The sequence below is a fragment of the Pseudorhodoplanes sp. genome (genome assembly GCF_050250235.1).
Classification (GTDB): Bacteria; Pseudomonadota; Alphaproteobacteria; order Rhizobiales; family Xanthobacteraceae; genus Pseudorhodoplanes.
Genome location: NZ_JBFWPA010000114.1, coordinates 1 through 21,156, shown reverse-complemented (window position 1 = coordinate 21,156; position 21,156 = coordinate 1). Strand labels below are relative to the sequence as shown.

The 21,156-nt window shown below is 57.4% G+C and carries 16 protein-coding genes, 1 tRNA gene and 1 pseudogene; 14 read left to right on the top strand and 4 right to left on the bottom strand.

Annotation, left to right across the window (positions count from 1 at the left end):
- Positions 1 to 51 precede the first annotated feature (51 nt).
- The 14 genes from AB7F49_RS30525 to AB7F49_RS30460 all read left to right on the top strand — a co-directional run bounded on the left by AB7F49_RS30525 (position 52) and on the right by AB7F49_RS30460 (position 16,525).
- Positions 52 to 127, top strand: a tRNA-Phe gene (locus AB7F49_RS30525).
- A 598-nt stretch (positions 128 to 725) separates the two neighbouring features.
- The gene (locus AB7F49_RS30520) at positions 726 to 2,438 is read left to right on the top strand and encodes a glycosyl hydrolase family 28-related protein (protein ID WP_428529487.1); all 1,713 of its coding nucleotides are present in this window, start codon (positions 726 to 728) and stop codon (positions 2,436 to 2,438) included.
- Positions 2,439 to 2,552: 114 nt separating this feature from the next.
- Positions 2,553 to 3,434: a glucose-1-phosphate thymidylyltransferase RfbA gene (gene rfbA / locus AB7F49_RS30515; RefSeq protein WP_428529485.1), complete on the top strand. Its 882-nt coding sequence runs from the start codon at positions 2,553 to 2,555 to the stop codon at positions 3,432 to 3,434.
- On the top strand, positions 3,427 to 3,981 hold the full coding sequence (rfbC, locus tag AB7F49_RS30510; RefSeq protein WP_428529483.1) for a dTDP-4-dehydrorhamnose 3,5-epimerase: 555 nt from the start codon (positions 3,427 to 3,429) through the stop codon (positions 3,979 to 3,981). The genes rfbA and rfbC overlap by 8 nt, the downstream gene beginning before the upstream one ends.
- Before the next feature lie 4 nt (positions 3,982 to 3,985).
- Entirely contained in the window at positions 3,986 to 5,059 is a 1,074-nt protein-coding gene (rfbB, locus tag AB7F49_RS30505; RefSeq protein WP_428529481.1) for a dTDP-glucose 4,6-dehydratase, read from the top strand.
- The gene (gene rfbD, locus AB7F49_RS30500) at positions 4,996 to 5,943 is read left to right on the top strand and encodes a dTDP-4-dehydrorhamnose reductase (RefSeq protein ID WP_428529479.1); all 948 of its coding nucleotides are present in this window, start codon (positions 4,996 to 4,998) and stop codon (positions 5,941 to 5,943) included. Before rfbB ends, rfbD begins: the two co-directional genes overlap by 64 nt.
- 244 nt (positions 5,944 to 6,187) lie before the next feature.
- Positions 6,188 to 8,179, top strand: coding sequence for an asparagine synthase (glutamine-hydrolyzing) (gene asnB, locus AB7F49_RS30495; RefSeq protein ID WP_428529477.1), 1,992 nt, complete (start codon positions 6,188 to 6,190; stop codon positions 8,177 to 8,179).
- Between the two features lie 80 nt (positions 8,180 to 8,259).
- On the top strand, positions 8,260 to 9,189 hold the full coding sequence (locus tag AB7F49_RS30490) for a class I SAM-dependent methyltransferase (protein ID WP_428529475.1): 930 nt from the start codon (positions 8,260 to 8,262) through the stop codon (positions 9,187 to 9,189).
- A gap of 11 nt (positions 9,190 to 9,200) precedes the next feature.
- A complete protein-coding gene (locus AB7F49_RS30485; RefSeq protein ID WP_428529473.1) occupies positions 9,201 to 10,388 on the top strand; it encodes a glycosyltransferase in 1,188 nt (395 codons plus the stop codon).
- 380 nt (positions 10,389 to 10,768) lie between these two features.
- A complete protein-coding gene (locus tag AB7F49_RS30480) occupies positions 10,769 to 11,707 on the top strand; it encodes a glycosyltransferase family 4 protein (protein WP_428529471.1) in 939 nt (312 codons plus the stop codon).
- A gap of 175 nt (positions 11,708 to 11,882) precedes the next feature.
- Positions 11,883 to 12,890 carry a polysaccharide deacetylase family protein gene (locus AB7F49_RS30475; RefSeq protein ID WP_428529469.1) on the top strand — a complete coding sequence of 336 codons (1,008 nt, stop codon included), beginning with the start codon at positions 11,883 to 11,885 and terminating at the stop codon, positions 12,888 to 12,890.
- Entirely contained in the window at positions 12,866 to 13,651 is a 786-nt protein-coding gene (locus tag AB7F49_RS30470; RefSeq protein ID WP_428529467.1) for a formyl transferase, read from the top strand. The genes AB7F49_RS30475 and AB7F49_RS30470 overlap by 25 nt, the downstream gene beginning before the upstream one ends.
- A gap of 137 nt (positions 13,652 to 13,788) precedes the next feature.
- Positions 13,789 to 14,844: an EpsG family protein gene (locus tag AB7F49_RS30465; RefSeq protein ID WP_428529489.1), complete on the top strand. Its 1,056-nt coding sequence runs from the start codon at positions 13,789 to 13,791 to the stop codon at positions 14,842 to 14,844.
- Between the two features lie 565 nt (positions 14,845 to 15,409).
- Complete coding sequence (locus AB7F49_RS30460) at positions 15,410 to 16,525, top strand: sugar transferase (RefSeq protein ID WP_428529465.1); 1,116 nt, start codon at positions 15,410 to 15,412, stop codon at positions 16,523 to 16,525.
- A gap of 43 nt (positions 16,526 to 16,568) precedes the next feature.
- Here AB7F49_RS30460 and AB7F49_RS30455 read toward each other — a convergent pair whose 3' ends face one another.
- From AB7F49_RS30455 to AB7F49_RS30440, 4 genes and pseudogenes are all read right to left on the bottom strand, one after another.
- Positions 16,569 to 17,681: a glycosyltransferase family 4 protein gene (locus AB7F49_RS30455; protein ID WP_428529463.1), complete on the bottom strand. Its 1,113-nt coding sequence runs from the start codon at positions 17,679 to 17,681 to the stop codon at positions 16,569 to 16,571.
- Positions 17,682 to 17,767: 86 nt separating this feature from the next.
- Positions 17,768 to 19,234 (bottom strand): O-antigen ligase family protein, encoded by a 1,467-nt coding sequence (locus tag AB7F49_RS30450; protein WP_428529461.1) that lies wholly within the window; start codon positions 19,232 to 19,234, stop codon positions 17,768 to 17,770.
- Between the two features lie 101 nt (positions 19,235 to 19,335).
- Positions 19,336 to 20,619, bottom strand: a complete 1,284-nt coding sequence (locus tag AB7F49_RS30445; RefSeq protein ID WP_428529459.1) for a nucleotide sugar dehydrogenase — start codon at positions 20,617 to 20,619, stop codon at positions 19,336 to 19,338.
- A 271-nt stretch (positions 20,620 to 20,890) separates the two neighbouring features.
- A pseudogene (locus AB7F49_RS30440) lies at positions 20,891 to 21,156 on the bottom strand (catalase/peroxidase HPI); the annotation flags it as partial.

The following is a 21,156-nucleotide window of genomic DNA, read 5'->3' as shown; positions in this document are numbered from 1 at the left end:
TTCTGGACAGGCCGCGAGGGATCACCTATAAGCCGCAGGCTTTCGAGCAACGCCCAGGTAGCTCAGTTGGTAGAGCAGCGGACTGAAAATCCGCGTGTCGCTGGTTCGATTCCGGCCCTGGGCACCATTGTTCAAGGAATCAAAGTACCCGTGCAGAAATCGGCGGAAACGCCGAACTTCTGGCGCGTGACGCAATTGATGCCGACAGCACCGGCCTGACCGGTGCCTCGTTGCGGTTGTCAAACTGCCGCGCCTACTCCGCCGTGCCAGCGCCTCAATCTGGTCAGCAATCGCCGATGAGGTGACCCGCCGCCCTGTATCTCCGATCCAATCCAACCGAAACAATCTTCGCGAGATCAAGGCGCACCTGCGAGTGATGATCGGCCGCATCCTCAACAGCTTCATCCCAAGCCAAAACTGCTTTGTCGCAGCCCGGTACGAAGAAACCTGATGGGATCAGGTTTTAGCCAACTCCGACGCCAGCCGCGAGCAACTCTGAAAATCGTCAAAATGACGATATAGGGAGTGACGACGATATAGGGAGTGACGTTGAGCGCGCGGGGCTAAAAATTCTCCTTCCAGGGTTTGTGCTTCAAACGACAACAAAGCATCGTTGCCGAGAGGACTTGAACATGCCCAGCCATCTACCCGTAGAAGCAGGGGATGTCATCTCTGCGGGGGGACATCGATATCAGGTCGCTCCGACTGATGCCATCGATGCTCACATGAGAACTGCCGAAAGCGTCAAGCTCTACCTGCTACCTAGTCCACAGGGCTGGTACAATTTCGCCGGCATGAACCCTGCTGCGGACGGTGTGACCGACGACTGGCCGAAGCTCCAGAAGCTCTTGGCACTCCGCCTGCCGAACAGCAATTCCACTTTCCCAAAGGGTCCGACGATCTTTTTCCCGGCAGGACGGTACAAGTTCAACGTCAATCAACACGGCATCCAGCTCAAGGCCGGGACACACCTGATCGGCGAGAACGGAGGGATGAGCAACGCTTTCACCGGAACGGAGTTCGTCTTCCCTCCTGATTGCGCTGGCATCGTCATCAACTACATCGACACCTTGAATGGAGGTGTTGAGGACGTGGCCACCGGCGGAGCGGACGGTTCCTCTATCACGAACATTGCGCTCACCGGCGTTCGGGGCACGAATCCGACTGCCCATGGCCTCTGGCTGCGCACCCGCGCAACCATCCGCAATGTCCTGATTCGGAATTTCACGGGTAACGGCGTCCACATCGTTGCGGGCCTGGGCGGCGATGGCGCAATTCGAGGGAACGCCAACACCTGGATGCTCGACACGATTCGGGTGATCAGTTGTGGCGGCAACGGCTTCTTTGTCGATGGTGCCGATGCGAATGCGGGCGTCGGTATTGCCTGCGATGGAACTAGCAACGGACGATGGGGCATCTGGGACTCTTCGTTCCTCGGGAACACTTGGATCGGCTGCCACACAGCCTCGAACGGCGTGGCCCATGTCGCCAGCAATGGAGCCAACAAAACGTCCTTCATCCACTACGACGGACTGCGCTACGGGCCTCACCCCAATGCCACCGAAGCTGATCTCGTTGCCACGCAGCCCGGCACGAACGCTCTGATCTGGGTTCCGCTCGCAGTAGGCGGTGCTCATCCCCAAATCCCGACTTGGCTGCCAGATCAGCCGGAAGGCACCTATTTCCAGGGCGGCTCTTACAAGAGCGACAACCGGAATGCGACCAATGTCTTCCTGGGCTGCTATGCGGAAGGCGACCAATCAGGCAACGCCTTCGTGGGTCCGACGCTGGCGCTTGGCGGCTCCATCTTCACCTGCGGTTTCACGGCCGGTGGCTATATCCGCAGCACCGAAGGCAACCGCCTCGAGGCATTGGGCGCCGTGGCAGGGTACATCGTTCGCGGTGGCCACCTCCTCACGACGCTCGGCGGCAGCGATGTCAATGGCGACGTTCTGAAGTTCGAGTCGCTCGCGGATACTGGCGCAAACAGAACGTGGCGGTTTCACAGGCGAGGCGCTGACTGGGACCTCGACAACGCAAACCTCGCCTCGCGCCTTGCCATGCGCCTCACTGGCGAGAACACGTCGGAGCAGATGGGGACCGGCGCTCCTGTTCCGTATCAGGCGGTCTTCCCGACGCTCGCCATCGGCAGCAGCACGAACATCCGTAGGCAAGAGACCGGCACGGCGGCTGCGACCACTGGAGCCTGGGCCAAGGGTGACATCCGCTGGAATTCCAATGTTTCGGCCGGCAGCAATATCGGCTGGATTTGCACTGTGGCTGGCACTCCCGGAACGTGGATTCCGATCGGCCAAGCAGGTCCTGTCACTTCTGTAGTCTCGGTTCCTTCCCACTTAGGTCAGTTCGCGGTCGTAGGGGATGTTGCCTACATCGCTGTGGGCACCTCGTCGGCGGACGACTGGAAGCAAATAACCTAACTGCTATGGTAATTGGAGTAGCGCTTGCTGACCGGGTTTGGGACTCGACAGAAGAGACAGGGGCCGTCCCGTGGCATCCGGGCCGATCGCATCAATGAAACGAAGGAACGTGGATTGAAAGGCATCATCCTAGCAGGTGGATCCGGCACCAGGCTCTACCCAGCGACCTTGGCGGTGTCCAAACAGATGTTGCCCGTCTATGACAAGCCGATGATTTACTATCCGCTCGGCGTGTTGATGCTGGCCGGGATTCGGGACATCCTGGTCATCTCGACGCCGCGCGACCTGCCGCAGTTCGAGGCGCTTCTTGGCGATGGTCATGAACTCGGCATCCGGCTTTTCTACGCCGAGCAGCCTCGGCCCAATGGGCTTGCCGAAGCGTTCATCATAGGACGCGACTTTGTGGGCGCCGATCCGGTCGCGTTGATCCTCGGAGATAACATCTTCTACGGGCACGGCCTGCCTGACCTCTGCCGCTCGGCGGTCGGACGCAAAGCTGGAGCGACAGTCTTCGCCTATCAGGTGCATGACCCGGAACGATACGGCGTGGTCGAGTTTCAGCATTCCACAGGCAGGGCAATCTCGATCGAGGAAAAGCCCAGGCAGGCCAGATCGAACTGGGCCGTGACAGGTCTTTATTTCTACGACAATGATGTCGTCGGCATCGCGAGTTCGCTCAAGCCGTCCCCCCGCGGCGAGCTTGAAATCACCGACGTCAACCGGGCCTATCTGGATCGCGGCGACCTGATGGTCGAGAGGCTTGGGCGCGGCTTTGCATGGCTGGACACCGGCACGCACGACAGCCTCCATGAAGCCTCTGCCTACGTGAAGACGATCGAGCAGCGACAAGGCTACAAGGTCATGTGCCCGGAGGAGATCGCACTGGAACTCGGTTACCTGACGCCGGAACAGGTCATGCAGCGGGCGGACACATTGGGCAGAACCGGATATGCTGACTATCTCAGAGCCCGCGCGCGTGAGTTCCTCCATGATTGAAGTGCGCGCGCTCGGATTGGACGGCGTCCTTGAAATCATCCCGGTCCGTCACGAGGATATCCGTGGGTTCTTCTCCGAAACCTACAATGCGAGGATGTTGGGCGATCACGGTGTTCCCCTGAGTTTCATCCAAGACAACCATTCCAAGTCGAAGGATGCCGGCGTGCTGAGGGGCCTGCATTTCCAGTTGCCGCCTTTCGCCCAGGACAAGCTGGTGCGCGTCGTACGCGGCAAGGTGTTCGATGTGGCGGTCGACATTCGCAGGAGCAGCCCCACATTCGGCCGCTGGGTCGGACTGGAACTGTCGGCGGAGAAATGGAACCAGATCCTCGTGCCGGTCGGGTTTGCGCACGGCTTCGTGACACTTGAGCCCGACACCGAGGTCATCTACAAGGTGACGGCTCCCTATTCTCCCAGCCACGACCGCGCTATTCGCTTCGACGATCCGAGTATCGGAATCGCCTGGCCGATGGACCCACATGCCGTCATATTGTCGAAGAAGGACCTGATGGCTCCGTTCCTGAACGACATGGACACAGGGTTCTAGGCGCATGACCGGGAAATTCACGGTTCTCGTAACCGGAGGCGCGGGTTTTATCGGCTCGGCTGTTTGCAGGCGCCTGATCTCGATCGGCGGCTACCGTGTGATCAACCTCGACCAGCTGACCTATGCGGGCAATCGCGCCTCGCTGCGGCCAATCGAGAACAGCCCAGACTATGTGTTCTCCAAAACCAATATTTGCAACGAAACGGCCATACGCGAGCTACTGCGAACCTACCGGCCCGACGCGATAATGCACCTGGCGGCCGAGAGTCACGTCGACAGGTCGATCGACGGGCCTGCAGCGTTCGTCGAAACCAATGTGATTGGCACATTCCGGATGCTGAACGCCGCCTTGGACTACTGGCGCAAGCTCGATGACGAAAAACGGGGCCGTTTCCGCTTCCATCACATTTCGACAGACGAGGTATTCGGCGACCTTCCGTTCGACAGCGGCATCTTCACCGAGAACACACCCTATGCGCCGTCCTCTCCCTACTCTGCCTCCAAAGCCGCGTCGGACCATTTCGTGCGCGCCTGGCATGAAACCTATGGATTGCCCATAGTGCTGTCCAATTGCTCCAACAATTATGGGCCATATCATTTTCCCGAAAAGCTGATCCCGCTGGTCATCCTCAACGCGCTGGACGACAAGCCTCTGCCTATCTACGGCAAAGGGGAGAATGTGCGCGACTGGCTGTTTGTTGAGGATCATGCCCGCGCGCTTGAACTTGTCATGCGCGAGGGACGTAACGGCCAAAGCTACAACATCGGCGGCGGCAGCGAACGGACCAATCTCCAGGTCGTGGAAACGATCTGCGATCTGCTGGATAAAAAACGCCCGAGCTTGCTCGGTAATTCCTATCGCAGCCAGATAGCCTTCGTCGTCGATCGCCCTGGGCACGATCGGCGCTATGCGATCGACGCCACGAAAATCCGCAGCGAGCTCGGCTGGACTCCGACCGTCACTTTTGAAGAAGGCATATCGGCGACGATCGACTGGTATCTTGAAAACAGCTGGTGGTGGCAGCCCCTGCGCAAGCAACGCTATGCAGGCGAACGTCTGGGGACTGCAAAAGGGTGAAAATCCTTGTCACGGGACGAAATGGTCAGGTTGCGCGGTCGTTGGCCGAGCGAGCGGACGAGCACGGTTTCGGCAAGCTTGTCTTTGCGGCCAGGCCGGAGTTCGACCTGGAGCAACCTCGAACGATGGCGCCGTTGGTAGAGCGTTTGAAGCCGGATACCATCGTCAGCGTCGCGGCCTGGACAGCGGTGGATCTGGCCGAGAACGAGCCCGTCAGGGCGCGGCTCGCCAATGCCGAAGCGCCCGGCGAACTGGCCAGGGCAGCGAACCGGATCGGCGCGCGACTGATCCATATTTCGACGGACTACGTTTTTGACGGCAAGAAGAACGCGCCCTATGCGGAAAGCGACCGAACGAACCCGCAATCGGTCTACGGCCGAACCAAGCTCGAAGGCGAAGAACAGGTCCGCGACGCATTGGCGGAGCATGTGATCCTGCGCACCGCCTGGATCTACAGCCCGTTCGGCAGGAACTTCGTCAAGACGATGCTGTCCTTCGCCGACAAACACGACTCGGTGCGGGTCGTCGAAGACCAGGTCGGAAACCCGACCTCGGCGCTTGATCTCGCGGACGCCGTGTTCACCGTTCTGGCACGTTGGCGGGACGGAAGCACGGACGGGATGGGCGCTACCTACCATTGCGCCGGCTCCGGTGAAGCGAATTGGGCCAGCCTTGCCCGACACGCGTTTCGAGCCAGCCGCGAGGCAGGAGGACCATTCACGCGTGTTGAAGGGATTCCCAGTTCCGCTTGGCCCACGAAGGCTGAGCGCCCGCGCAATTCGCAGCTGGATTGCGGTCTGTTTGCAGCTACTTTTGGCCTGCGACTGCCGGACTGGCGCGGATCGGTAGACAGTACGGTGTCGCGCCTTCTCACCCCGATATGAATATCTTCTGTAGGCGGGCCTCCAATGTCAACTTCTGATCGAGCCCTGGCGAATGGCCCCGCGGACACCCGTGGGCGACGCGGACGCGCTCGCGAATGCCATCGTTGAGACACACCGGCTCCGCGTCGCGGCACGCGAGGGCGGCCGACTTCGCGGCGGAGAAGGTTGCAAAGCGCTATGAGCGACGGCAAGTTCGTGGGCGTGGCGCGCAAGCCGGAATGATCCTCTAGGGTGGAGCCGACAGATGTGCGGAATAGCGGGAATCTGGCGGCCCGACGGATGGCCGGGCCTCGAAGGCGAGATCGCGGCCATGTCCGGCGCGCTGCGCCATCGCGGGCCGGACGGCGGGGGGCATTGGACGGACGCTGCCGCCGGACTGGCGCTCGGCCATCGCAGGCTCGCCATCGTCGAACTGTCAGACCTCGGTGCTCAGCCGATGCGCTCGGCCTGCGGCCGCTTTGTCATCACCTACAATGGCGAGATCTATAACCATACGGAGCTCCGGTGCGAGCTCGAGGCTTCCGGCAAGGCGCCGGCCTGGCGCGGGGCTTCCGACACCGAAACCCTGCTTGAATGCTGTGCGGCGTGGGGCGTTGCGGAGACGCTGCGCCGCGCCGTCGGGATGTTCGCCTTCGCACTGTGGGACCGGCGGGCGCGCCAACTGACGCTCGGACGCGACCGTTTCGGGGAAAAGCCGCTCTACTATGGCTGGACCGGCAAGGGCGAGCGCGCCGCCTTTGCCTTTGCTTCGGAGCTGAAGGCCCTGCGGGCGCTGCCGGATTTCGCCAACGGGATAGACCGGGACAGCGTCGGGCTGTTCTTGCGGTTCAAGTCTGTCCCGTCGAGTTTCTCCATCCACGAAGACGTGCGCAAGCTCGACCCCGGCGCAATTCTGGTCGTCGAGGCCGGCGCACGCCTTTCCCGCGGCGTCCGGCCGGAGCCCTACTGGATGTTCGCCGAGGCAGCCCTATCGGGCCTCGCCGATCCCGTGACAAGCGAAGGTGAGGCACTTGCCTTGCTGGAGCAGGCGCTGGAGAAGGCTGTCGGCCGACAGTTAATGTCCGACGTGCCGCTCGGCGCGTTCCTTTCGGGAGGCGTCGATTCCTCTACCATCGCCGCCGTAATGCAGAAGCTCTCGCCGCGGCCGATCAAGACCTTCACCATCGGCTTCGACGAACTTGGCTTCGACGAAGCACCCCATGCGGCGGCGGTGGCAAGGCATCTCGGCACCGATCACCACGAGGTCCGCGTCACGGCGCGGCAGGCGCTCGACATCATCCCTGCACTGCCATCGATCTACGACGAGCCCTTCGCTGACCCTTCACAGATACCGACTATTCTGGTCAGCCGTATCGCGCGACAGGCCGTGACGGTGGCGCTGTCGGGCGACGCCGGCGACGAGATGTTCGGTGGCTACAACCGCTACTTCTGGGGGCCGAGCCTCTGGCGGTGGGCGAGCCGCCTACCCTATCCGGGGCGCGTCGGGCTGGGCCGGGTGGCTCGGATGTTGCCGCCCCAGAGCTGGGACGCGCTCGGCCGGCTTCCGGGCCTGCGCGGCAGGGTCACCCGGTTGGGCGACAAGGTCCACAAGCTGGCCGACCGGCTGGATGAGGTAAGGGGGATCGACGACCTCTATCGCTCCATAGTCATGGACTGGACAGCCGCGCGCGTGCCCGTGATCGGGACAGCAACGCGTGCGACCCGGCTCGATGACGCGCACTGGCTTGATCGCGTAGTGGAGCCGGAACATCGCATGATGATGCTCGACGCCGTCACCTACATGACGGACGACATTCTCGTGAAGGTGGACCGGGCCGCAATGTCGGCCAGCCTCGAAACACGGGTCCCGCTTCTCGACCATCAGCTTGTCGAGATGGCCTGGCGTCTTCCCCTGCGCATGAAAATCCGCGATGGGCAAGGCAAGTGGGCGCTGCGCCAGATTCTCTACAGGCATGTCCCACGCGAACTCATCGAGCGGCCAAAGGCCGGCTTCGCGATTCCGGTAGGGCAATGGCTGAGAGGCCCGCTACGGGACTGGGCCGAGGAGCTTCTTTCCGCAGGCCGCCTGCGGGACGAAGGCTTCCTGAAGCCGGAGACAGTGGCCGAACTATGGGCGCAGCACCTCTCCGGCCGGCGCGATTGGAGCGACCGGCTCTGGAGCGTGCTGATGTTCCAGGGCTGGCTGTGGTCTGCGCGCCAGAACCCGTCAAGGTTGGAACACATGGCGGTTCTGTAGATCATTTAAATCGGTGTTCGTCGGACGTCAGTCGCCGACCAGCAATGCAACGCTTATGGGATCGGGAGAGAGCAGACGACATGGAAGCTTCCAATGGCACGCGGCCGCGCCACTATGCATTCTATGATTTCTCCACCTGCAATATGTGCGGTGCCGATGCCTCGGGCGCCAAGATCATGGGATTGCGGCTCGACAAGTCGCAGGGTCGGCGCCCGAAACGCAAGATGGGCATCGCCGTCACCGTCTGCAAGTGTCGGGAGTGTGGACTGGTCTTCGCGAACCCTCAACCTGTTCCCGCCTCGATTCAGGACCATTACGGCTTGCCGCCCGAATCCTATTGGAAGTCGGTGTCGTACGAACCTTCGCCCGGTTATTTCTCCCGTCAGGTGACGGCGGCGAAGAGGCTGCTAGGAGACAGATCATCAATAAAGGCTCTCGACATAGGTTTGGGACTGGGAAAGGCGGCGCGCGTAATGCGAGACGCAGGCTTTGATGTCCATGGCATCGAACCGTCCAGGCCTTTCTTCGAGAAGGCGGTCGAGCAACTGGGAGATAACAGCGGACGCTTCCAGCTCGCGTCGATCGAAGAAGCAGACTTTCCGCCGGGAACGTTCGATTTTGTCACCTTCGGCGCGGTGCTAGAGCACCTCTACAATCCGGCAAAATCCATCGCGAAGGCGATGGGTTGGTTGCGGGTCGGGGGCATTGTTCATGCAGAGATACCAAGCACCCGGCACCTCGCCTCGCTGATCATCAATACCTACTACAGGGCGCTCGGAACCTCATATGTAACGAACACCTCGCCCATGCACATCCCCTATCATCTGTTCGAATTTTCAATTGAATGCTTTCATAAAAACGGCCGGCGCGCCGGATATGAGGTCGCCGAATCCTGGTTGGAATACTATGGTCTTCTGAACATTCCCGAGTTTTTGCACCCACCGCTGAAATGGTGGATGGACCGAACAGGCCGCGCGCAACAATTGACCGTTTTCCTGCGCAAGCTCTGAGCCTTCCGGACATGCCCGCATCCGTCGTTTATATCTCCTATGACGGCATGCTCGAGCCGCTCGGCCAGAGCCAGGTTCTCGCCTACCTGGAGCAGCTGTCCGACGACTACCGGATTCGGGTCATCTCCTACGAGAAGAAGCACGATTGGCGGGATCGGCGTAAGGTCGAGGCGCTGAAGCAAAGGCTCGAGGCAAGCCGCATAGCGTGGACGCCGCTGTCCTACCACAAGTCGCCCTCTGCCCTGGCCACAGCTTGGGACATACTGGTCGGGATGGCTGTCGTGCTCTGGTATGCCATTCGCGAGCGCGCCTCCATCCTGCACGTCCGATCCTATGTCCCCGCCCTGATGGCGCTGCCGGCAAGACGGCTGACCGGAACTAGGCTCCTGTTCGATATTCGCGGCTTCTGGGCGGACGAACGGGTGGACGGCGGCGTCTGGCCGCGGGACGGCTGGCTCTACCGGCTGACAAAGAAGCTGGAGCGGCGCTTTTTCCTGGCTGCCGATCACACGGTCACGCTGACCAGGGCCTCGGAGGCGATCATCCGCAATTTCGACTATCTGCGAGGACGCACGCCGCCGATCAGCGTCATTCCGACTTGCGCAGACCTCGACCGATTTCGTCCCCAGACCGTCGACCCGAACCGGCCGTTCACGTTCGGATATGTCGGCTCGATCGGCACATGGTATCTGTTCGACGAAACCATGTCCTTCTTCCGCGCCCTGCTCGAGATCGAGCCCGACGCGCGCTTCGTCATCGTCAACAGGCATGAGCACGAGCTCGTTCGGTCCCTGGCCAAGAGACATGGCATAGACGAGCGGCGCATCGAGGTCGGCGGCGCCGAGCACGGCGACATGCCGGCGCGAATCGCGGAAATGCATGCCGCCGCGGCGCTGATCAAGCCGTGCTATTCCAAGCTCGCGAGCGCCCCGACCAAGCTTGCCGAATATCTCGGCTGCGGCGTCCCCTGCCTCGGCAACACCGGCGTCGGCGATATGGACGATATCCTTCGGAAGCGCGGAACCGGCGTGATCATCGAGGGCTTTTCCGATGGTGAATTGGCGGAAGCCGCCCGTCAGATCGTCGCGCTCGCCCGCGACCCCGAGACCGCCCGCCGGTGCTGCGAGACGGCGGTCGAGTTCTTCTCGCTAGACGCGGGCGTGTCGGCGTATCGTCGAATATATCAAGGATTGGCTTAGATCGTCCCACCGGCTACCAAGGAGCGCAGAAGAAGGCAGGTCAGGCTGCCGCTACTGAACAGCAAAAATAGGTTCCTCGAATGAACCGTAAACCGAGCATCTTCAGCAAATAATAGCTATGCTACAATCAACCCTCCTAAGGATAAAAGTTATAAACTATCTTGATCGTGCGGGATTCGTCTGTTCAAGACCGAACACCGTCACCGTCGTCGATTATTGTTTCAAGGACTATTATGAAAATACTCATATTAACGAGATATGATCGGCAGGGGGCGTCTAGTCGCGTCAGATTTCTTCAATATGTTCCTATGCTTCAATCCTATGGTATAAAATGCGAGATATTATCACTATTGGATTCTAAGTATCTTTCCAATGTATATATGAATAAGAAAGATCGGTTACGTATTACTTCAAGATATGTTGATCGGATGATACAGTTATTGAAAATTAACCGCCCCGATGTGATTTGGCTTGAAAAAGAAGTGTTTCCCTTTTTCCCGTGGTGGGTAGAGGGTCACATGCTGCCTCAAGGTGTCCCAGTGATTTCGGACTATGACGACGCCATCTTCCATCGCTATGACATGCACCGTTTTTCGCTAGTGAAGCTTTTACTGGGGCGCAAGATCGATAGTGTTATGGCACATTCAGATGTGGTGATTGCAGGTAATGACTATTTAGCGGAGCGGGCGCGAATGGCAGGCGCCCCCCACGTGGAAATCGTGCCAACGGTAGTTGATATCGATACATATCTCCCTAAATTGCGCGTTACCGATGTTGGCCCACCTAAGATCGGATGGATCGGAACACCTGAGACTTGGGCGAATTTCGGTCGCCGGATGTTAAACTTGATTAGCAACATCGTTAGAGACGGCAGAGCGAGCTTCCGTGCCGTGGGCGTTAGTTCGGCTGGAGACAAGACTTCTGGCATTGAATTCCTTCCATGGTCTGAAGAAAACGAAATCTCCCTTATCCAAGATATAGATATCGGGATTATGCCCCTTCCTAATACACCCTGGGCACAAGGGAAATGTGGATACAAGCTAATACAATATATGGCATGCGGACTTCCTGTAGTAGCTTCGCCCGTGGGTGTTAATAGCAGCATTGTGGATCATGGGACAAATGGTTTTCTGGCCGATACGAACGAGGAGTGGACAAAAGCACTAGAGACGCTGGTGAGGGAACGTAATATGCGAAGTCGTATGGGTGTAGAGGGCCGAAAGAAGGTAGAGGCAAATTACTCTCTTCAAGTTTATGGACCTAAGGTCGCACAGATACTTAGGGAGGCGGCTCAAATGACCCCTCGTAAGGCCAGATAATGTTTTTGCGCAAGAGTATTTCGTTGACCGACCATCATCCGAAAGGCTCATCACGAAGAAACTCGACCTGCGCGGCCTGAACATGATGCGCGACTGGCGCATCTGCCTTAAGGAATACCTGGACGATTACTATAAGGGCTACCCTCTAGGCGTCCTGCGGAGATAAGGGGTTTCGGTGAAGAGCGGCGATGGGCAGTCCGGTGGAGCGAGCCGCGGAAGCTTTGTGATCTCTCTTGACTTCGAGCTCATGTGGGGTGTCCGCGATCACCTATCCATACGCGAATATGGCGACGCCGTCCTCGGCGTCCGCACTGCCCTTCCGCGGCTTTTGCGCCTTTTTGAGCAGCGGGGCATCGCGGCCACATGGGCAACGGTGGGTATGCTCATGTTCGACAACCGGGATGAGCTTGTCGAATTCTTTCCCCGTCTGAAGCCGGGTTATGTTGATAGAAATCTCAGCCCATATGGGAATTTTGACGAAGTCGGCAGAAACGAAGCGGAAGACCCTTATCACTTCGGCCTGTCTATGATGATGCAGATAGTGAATACACCTCGGCAGGAGATCGGGACGCATACTTTCTCTCACTATTACTGCCTTGAGCCGCAGCAGGATGTCGACGCTTTTGCGGCCGATCTGGATGTTGCGATTGCTTCCGCCAAAAGACTTGAGCTTAGCCTGAAAAGCATTGTTTTTCCGCGCAACCAATATGACAGCGCCCATCTGGAAGCCTGTCGGGCGAGAGGGATCCATGTCTTCCGCGGGAACGAGTCGCATCGCTTCTATAGGCCCTCGCCCAAAACCGGCGAAAAGCTGCCCAAGCGATTTGGAAGACTCATAGACAGCTATCTTGACCTAACGGGACACCAGGGGAACCACCCTCAGATGACGGCCGGTCTCTTCAACGTGCCGGCCAGCCGATTTCTGCGGCCGTTCAACTCAAAGCTATCTTTTGCGGATCCGCTACGCCTGCGAAGAATTACAAATGCCATGGCTGCATGCGCCAAGCAGAACCTGATCTATCATATCTGGTTCCACCCGCACAATTTCGGCCGCAACCAGGACGCGAACTTTATGTTCCTGACCAGCGTTCTGGATCATTTCGAGATGTTGCGAGACGAACTGGGCTGGCAGTCTCGGTCGATGGCCGAGGCGGCGGCATGTTCGCGAAACGGGTGTTTGTGATGGCTAGCCTGCTGCTTGTCGGCTCCGACGATCAGGCCACCCGGCTCTTCGCTCGGGCGCTTCGAGAACGGTTCGGTGAAATTCCCATTGTTATCGAGCGGAAGGAAAGCCCTTGGACCATTGTGAGGCGGCGTGCCGGCAAGCTGGGCTGGCCGACAGCCCTCGGGCAACTTCTCTTCATCCTCTACGGCCGGTTGACAGCCGGCCGGCATGCGGCGCGGATTCGGGAAATCATGGTTTCATCGGGACATCGTGACGGACCATTCCAGGAGTGGGAAATCCGCCGTGTCGACAGCGTAAATTCCGAGGCATTCCTCGACATCGTGCGAAAGGAATCTCCCAAGGTCGTGGTTGTGAACGGCACGCGCATTATCTCCCGGACGATTCTTGCGTCCTCGCGCTGCGTCTTCATCAATACGCATTTCGGCATAACCCCAAAATATCGCGGTGTTCATGGGGGATATTGGTCTCTTGTGGAGAACGACGCAGACAAGTTCGGCGTAACCATCCATCTGGTCGATCCTGGGGTGGATACCGGGGAAATCATCGAACAAATACTCGTAGCACCTTCCCCCGAAGACAATTTCTTCACCTATCCGATGCTGCAGGCCACAGCGGCGGTCCCAGGGTTGCTTCGCGCCGTGGAAAACGCGCTCGCCGGTCGAATTGCAAGACAGCGACCGCAGGGCCTGTCGAAACAATGGTACCACCCGACGCTCCTGGCGTATTTTCTCGCCGGATTGCGGAAAGGAACCTGGTAGATGTCGAGGGAGAGCTTCACGCCACGATATGAAACCGATGATTGTCAATTAACAATATATGCGATCTCAGCGCTCCTTCTCCAAAGGAAAGGATCTCATCGCAGACAAATTTCCCAGCCAATCCAAAAATAAGCTCAGTGGCATACGGATTTATATTTTTAGTTTTATCTGCTTTACGGGCGCTTATATCGTCCCTGCGCGCCAGGCACATTGCATATTTTGCTATTTTGGCTCTATTAGTCCTATTTTCTCTATTTAGATTTGAGGTTGGCTGCGACTGGTCAGGATATTACAATCAGTATTATAGAGGAATTACGTCCGAGGAGATTTCGGCATTCCGTGAGCCTCTATGGTGGGCTCTTATATATATATTCAACTATTTCGAGCTGTCCTATCCTTGGCTCAATGTTGCCGCAGGGCTCATGTTTTTCTGGGGGGTCAATGTCTTAGCGCGCCGGCAACCTGATCCGTTCAGTTTTCTGGTGCTTCTGTTCCCGGTTCTGATCTTGAACATGCCTATGTCGGCCGTTCGCCAAGCCGCGGCGATCGGATTGGTCTGCTACGCATATGTCCTTTTTCTCGACGGGCGCCGTGTGCGGTTTGTTGCCGTGGTGCTCGTCGCCAGTCTCTTGCATTCCAGTGCTGCGGCTTTTCTGCTGCTCGCACCCTTGATTGGAGGCGGATATTCGTCCCGGCGCATCACCATCTCAGCTGTGGTGGCGATACCCGGCGTATATTTGCTGATAACCGGCTCGGCTGCTGAACTTGCGTTTCAGCGTTACCTCGACACGGACACCGAGGCCGCGGGCGGATTGCTTCGGGTAGCGATGCTATCCCTTACCGGGGCCTTCTTCTTTCTCTATCTGCGCCCAGGCTGGCTTGCGCGGTTTCCCAAAGACTATAAGCTGGTGTCATTGGGCGCCATGATGATGGTTGCCGATCTCGCGCTCGTTATGATTTCTTCGGTCATCGGTGACCGGCTTGGTTATTATCTCGTCCCTCTCCAAGCCGTTATCCTCGCCAGATTGCCCTTCCTGCCGGTCTCAAAGATCTGGACTGTTATCGCTTATCTCGGGTTGATCCTATTCTTGTTCACCTGGACTTGGCTGTCAGACATTTTTCAAATCTGCTATGTGCCTTATAAAACCTGGCTATTCGGGTTCCCCGAGAGCTCTCGTTTCATATACTATTAAAGGGCTAATCCTCAGGGCCAACCGACGTAAGCTTATGAGAGAGGCCAATATGGAGTAAGCCAATCGGCCTTTGACCTCCGGAACTCCCTAGCCGATCCGGTCGCTATTCCTTTGGTCGATTAATCGTCATAACATCTCCGTAAATGTACGATTGAACGGCTTCCTTGGCTGATCTCCATGAGGGTTGGATGTCCGGCTGCGTCGATGGCTTGGACCAACGGATAAAGTCGCCTGCCGGCTAGCACTCGAGAAAAAGGCGGAGATTGAACGAACCTTCTGGGTTCGTGACGACACCGAGGGTTTGCGTCGGGGTGGCGGCACAATGTCGGTTTCAATATTCTATTGCGGCAACGAGAAAAACTGACATGGCAGTAATAAAGGTTAGGTACTCTTGAGCGCCAGCGCCAAGGCGATTGGGGACATCTCCACAAGACGCCCCCTAATTCTTAGAATGCGGTTTCAGTTGGCCGGAGGGCTATGCTTTGCCATTGCGCTCCCGGGCATTGTCCGACTTATCCCACAGCCGGAAATTCTTTATACTGAAAATTTCCAGCGGACCATTGTGATGGCTGCTGTAGCTCACGTCCTTGGCTTCTTCACCTACCGTCGCCTCGGCTCGTTTCCGGGCGTCGCATCCGCAGGAATGATTTTTCCCACTTTCGCAATGACCTACGGCCTGGTCGTCGCGCTAATCCTGCTCTTCCGCATTGACTACGGCCGCTTCCAGATCCTCAGCAGCTTCCTGCTGTCAATGAGCTGGTACTTCGTTCTGCAGCATATTGCCGACAATCGGTACGGTATTTACAGACTGGCCATCATACCACTCGGAGCGGTTGACGCCCTGACCGATATTCAGGGAGTTACTTGGCTATCCACTCCCTCCCCCGACAGAATTCTGGGCAATGTGGATGGTATTGTAGCGGACCTTAGGTACCCATTTTCCGACGATTGGGAGCGCTTCATCGCTGATTGCGCACTCTCTGGCATTCCAGTTTATCACGTGAAGCAAATCCGGGAGTCGCTGACGGGGCGCGTTGAAATCGAACATCTTTCCGAGAATACACTCGGGTCTCTCAACCCCAACCAAGCCTACGTCAAGCTCAAGCAGGTTATAGACTGGCTGGTCGCGCTCGCGGTGCTCATCGTTCTTTTGCCGTTGTTTATTGTCATTGCCGCGCTTGTCCGTCTCGATAGCCGTGGTCCGATGCTATTCACTCAACCTCGTATCGGCTATCGAGGCAGCACCTTTACCATCTACAAGTTCAGGACCATGCATGTCAGCGCCAACTCTTTGGATGACAGAGAGCGCGCCATGACGAAGGACGGCGATTCCCGCATTACTCGTATTGGTGGCTTCCTGCGGAAATCTCGCCTTGATGAGCTTCCTCAAATCCTCAACATATTGAAAGGCGAGATGAGCTGGATAGGGCCGCGCCCAGAGGCTGTTGCATTATCGCGGTGGTATGAGGCGGAACTACCGTTTTACGCATATCGACACATTGTTCGGCCAGGGATCACGGGTTGGGCACAGGTGAATCAAGGACACGTTACAGACGTAAACGATGTCCTCGGAAAGCTTCATTATGACTTCTACTATATCAAGAATTTTTCGCCATGGCTCGACACCACGACTTTCGTCAAAACTGTGAGTGTGATCCTGACTGGCAGCGGAGCACGCTAGCTCAAGCAAGCGTGATCATCGACGGCACGAGAGCGCCGATCAGCTACAGCCGAACGATCTCCAGGATAGCTCGGTTTACCTTCCGAACATCGTACCTGTTTTCCGCGATCTCCCTGGATCGCGCTCCCATCGTATTTGCGAGCGACGGATTGACGATGAATTTCACCATGGCGTCTGCAAGCGCTTGGTGATCTCGCGGCGGGACAAGGTAGCCGTTGTGGCCGTCAACTACCGTTTCCCGGCATCCCGCAACATCGGTAGTGACAACGGCCCGCCCCATGGACATCGCCTCCAGTGTCGATCGTGGGGTGCCCTCCCGATAAGAGGGCAAGACATAGACTGAAGACCGCCCAATCAACGGTCTCACGTCACTGACCGGCCCTACGTACTCAACGCTATGCTCGCTCCATTGCTGAACATCGGCTGGGCTTATCGCATTAGGTGATGGATCAAGAGGCCCAGCCAAACGGACCTTCGCATCGGGATAGCGGTTCACCACTATCTTCGCTGCTCTTGCGTATTGCTCTATCCCTTTATCTCGAAGAAGCCTGGCAAGCATGAGAAAATTCGGCTTTTCCGGCACCGGAACTACTTGGAATCTGGCAGTATCTATCCCGCTGCCATCTATGATTTTCGTTTTCTCAATGGGAACTAATCCGAATTTCACAAAATCATCGCGGTCTTCAATGTTTTGAAACATGACCGCCCGGCATCTCGCGAACGCCCGCTTGTACAGGAACATTGCCGCTGCCTTCGCAATCCTTCTCTTGATCTCCTCTCCCTCGATGAAGGCATAACCAAGACCGGTTATCATTGCGACTATGTCAGGAGTGCCCGCCCGGTGAGCTGCGATAGAGCCCCATACCACGGGCTTGATGGTGTAGGCGATGAGCGTATCCGTTTTCTCCTTGCGGAAAAATGACTCCAGCCTGCGCATGTAGGCAACGTCTTGGGCGGGGTTCAGGTTCGACCGGACCAGATGTATCGAAACCGCTCTTGCCCCAAGCCCCCTGAGCGACTCCTCCACACCAGTGGTTATGTTTGGGGCAATGCCAATGACTTGATGCCCCCGGTCCGCGATTTCTTTTATGAGCGTCCCTCGAAAATTCAGCAGGTTCGTGGCATCCGAGCCTAGCACCACAACTCTCTTCGCCACCACACGTCCTCAACAGGGCAGTCGCGCGAGACCGCACTTATGCGCTCGCGGCCGAACTAAGAGAGCGAGCTTCAGACCCAGCCTGACTATCTATCCAATCTCGTCTCTGCTCGCCCAGCCTCTTTTCTGTTCGCGCGGCTGGATAGACTTGGCTGCGTTATCAGCAAGCCCAACGCAACAGCAAGTACTGCAGCCATCCCCCCTGTGCGGAGCGGATAGTCGACTAGCGAATGCATAAGCGGCACCGCAATCATGATGCTGGCTGCACGCGGTAGCAAATAGTCTATCTCTTCCCGCTCCCGAAGCTTGCGGCTCCAAGCCTGAATGCCTTTTCGCACCCACCAAAATACGAGACCAATCAGGACAACTAACCCGAACGCGCCAGATTCGAGCAGGAGTTCGGCTAAGTCATTGTGGGCCCTGTTAATGTATTCTGGGCCAAGACTATTGAGCTGGGTCGACTCGTACATCTGATAGATCGGGACGAACGTTCCCGTCCCGGCACCAAAAGGTGCAAATTTCCAGGCTATATCGAGCGTTTGCTTCGCGACCTCATATCGGGTTGCATCGATTTCCTCCGGTTCGATGGACGGCAGGATCCGGTAGATTAGGAAGCCAGCGGAGGCCACTAAGGCGACGATCGCGAAAATATAGCCGTGTCGAGCCAAACTCGATCGAAAATGAGGAAAAAGCATAGCCGAACAGGCAAGAGCTGCAAAAGTTGCGAGAACAATCGCGGCTCTAGATTGCATCAAGCCTTGCGCAAGGAAAAGCAGAATAGCGATTGCGATGAACCCAATGAGCGATGGTATGGCTGTAACCCCGGCGCCATCCTGTCTCCAACGTGCCAGTTTAGCGACTACCCAGGCTCCTGTGACGGGGATCAACGACGCCATAAAGATGGCCGCATGATTTGCGTTTGCGAAAAACGCAACCGCAACTTCTTTGTTGGTGAAGGCGAAGAATCGGAGCGGTGTGGTGGACCCAAAGGCAACCTGCAATAGCCCCAGGACAACGCCCGCGACTCCAAGTCCCAGTAGGACGAGACTGAGCACGCGGCGCTCCGCCATGCCGAGCAGGAGCGTCCCCAAGAACAACGCCAAAGGAGGAATCAATGAAAGTGCACTTTGCAACGTTGTCGAAGGTCCGAGGCTAATTGGATGCCACGGAGTAGGAATGCCCGCTATCTCAAACGTCCGAGAAAATGCCTCACGTCCCGGAAGGGCCGTCCACACAAAAGGTGGTAGTGGAATGAGTTGTATTAGCGGCACCGCAGCGATTGCCGTCACGACAAGCAGGGCTGTCTTGATGTCGGCTGAACTCCTTATCGACCAAAGTTGGATAATACTAGCCAGAAGCAGCGGCAAGCTCACAAGTTGCAGAATGTAGTCGCCGGAAAAGCCCTGTCTCGTTCCACCACCTAGAATAATGCTCAGGACCAGGACACATGCCGTCGCCCAGAATCCCACAGAAAGCGATTGCCAGCTCTTTCGGCGAATCTCCTTACTGTGCGCTGTGCTGCGAGTCCTGAACCTTCGATCGTCAGTCCACATCAAACGAGCTTTTGAGCTTTCATGGGGTCAATAAATCTGTAGGGCATTCCGATAAAGCCAGCAGCTTCGGAGCCTAGAAGAACCATGTAGTTCCCCTTTTCTCAAAGGCTCCAATAATTCAGCTTTGACGGTATGGCGCTTGGCTCGAGTGCCGACTTCACATCCATGACAGTTCCGCCGGCCTTGAGCCGAGACAACATGTCCAGTGTATCGGCGAGAAAGGCCCGATGCGGGACGGCAAGCACGAGCACGTCCAGATCCCGCAGATCGTCCAGCGAACTCAGTTTGAGCCCATACTCGTGAAGGACCTGCTTTTCATCGACCAGTGGGTCCGCCACGAGCGGCTTGACGCCATACGATGAAAGTTCGGTGACGATATCGGGAACCTTACTGTTTCGGATATCGGGCACATTCTCTTTGAACGTGAGGCCGAGAATCCCGACCCGCGCCTTCGACAGTGGCTGAGGGGTGGCGCCGAGAAACGAAACCAGTCGCCTGGCGATAAGTCCGCCCATTGCATCGTTGATGCGGCGGCCTGCGAGGATAACCTGCGGGTGATATCCGAGCTGCTCTGCCTTTGCGGTGAGATAGTAGGGGTCCACCCCGATGCAATGCCCGCCCACTAAGCCGGGCGTGAAGCGAAGAAAATTCCATTTTGTCCCTGCGGCCTCAAGCACATCCTTGGTGCGAATTCCAATCCTCTCGCATATCAGGGCCAGCTCGTTCATAAGGGCGATGTTGAGGTCCCTTTGGGTGTTCTCCAGAACTTTGGCGGCCTCCGCAACTTTGATGCTCGAGGCGATGTGCACGCCAGCCTCGACCACGCTTCCATAAATTTCAGCGATAACTTTCGTGGACTCTGCGTCCTCACCCGCGACAACCTTCACGATGCGCTCGAAACTGTGTTCCCGGTCGCCGGGATTGATCCGCTCGGGCGAATAACCAAGTTTGAAGTCACTGCGGCTCAAACCGGACTCATTTGCCAGCACCGGACCACAGATCTCTTCGGTAGCACCGGGATAAACGGTTGATTCGTAGACTACGATGTCGTCCTTCTTCAGTTTCTGTCCGATCAGTTTCGACGCTCCGATCAACGGGCCGAAATCCGGCCGCCGATCACTATGAACGGGGGTCGGCACGCAGACAATGTACAGGTCCGAAGATACCAGATCCTCCGAACTGCACGTGAGGCGAAGAGTCGTTCGCTTCAGATCCTCGGCGTCGGTTTCTCCGGACCAGTCAATGCCCTGACGTAACGTGGCCACTCTTTTGTCATCTATGTCGAACCCGACAACCCCATGGAACTTGCGAGCAAATGCGAGCGCCACAGGAAGGCCAACATAGCCCAAGCCGACGACCGCTATGTTTCTCTGGGAAGTACCCATATCTCTCTTTCGGCTACTTTCGCGCTGTGAGGTTGGAAGGACGCCGTCCGGCGCAGACGGTTACATGCAGACATTGCACGTCAATAGCAAGGTGATACCGGAGTTTGGCCAGAAACACATTGTCACGCTGAGTAATCCCAAGCTTAGGTTGATCGACGCTAGCGTACTAACGTTGCAGACGGAGCAAGGGCGACGCTTCAAATGCCTTGAAGCGTCGCCTTTGTGCATCACATGCGCGGCCTTTCAGCCTCGCCTTTGAACCCAACCGAGATCAGGCCAGATCGAAGCGGTCGGCGTTCATGACCTTCACCCAGGCGGCCACGAAGTCCTTCACGAACTTCTGCTTCGCATCCGCGCAGGCATAGACCTCCGCGAAGGCGCGAAGCTGCGAGTGCGAGCCGAAGATCAGATCGACGCGCGTGCCGGTCCACTTGACCGTGTCCGTCTTCCGGTCGCGGCCCTCGTACACGCCTTCGGCGCCGGCAGCCTGCCAGTATGTGCCCATGTCGAGCAGGTTGACGAAGAAGTCATTCGTCA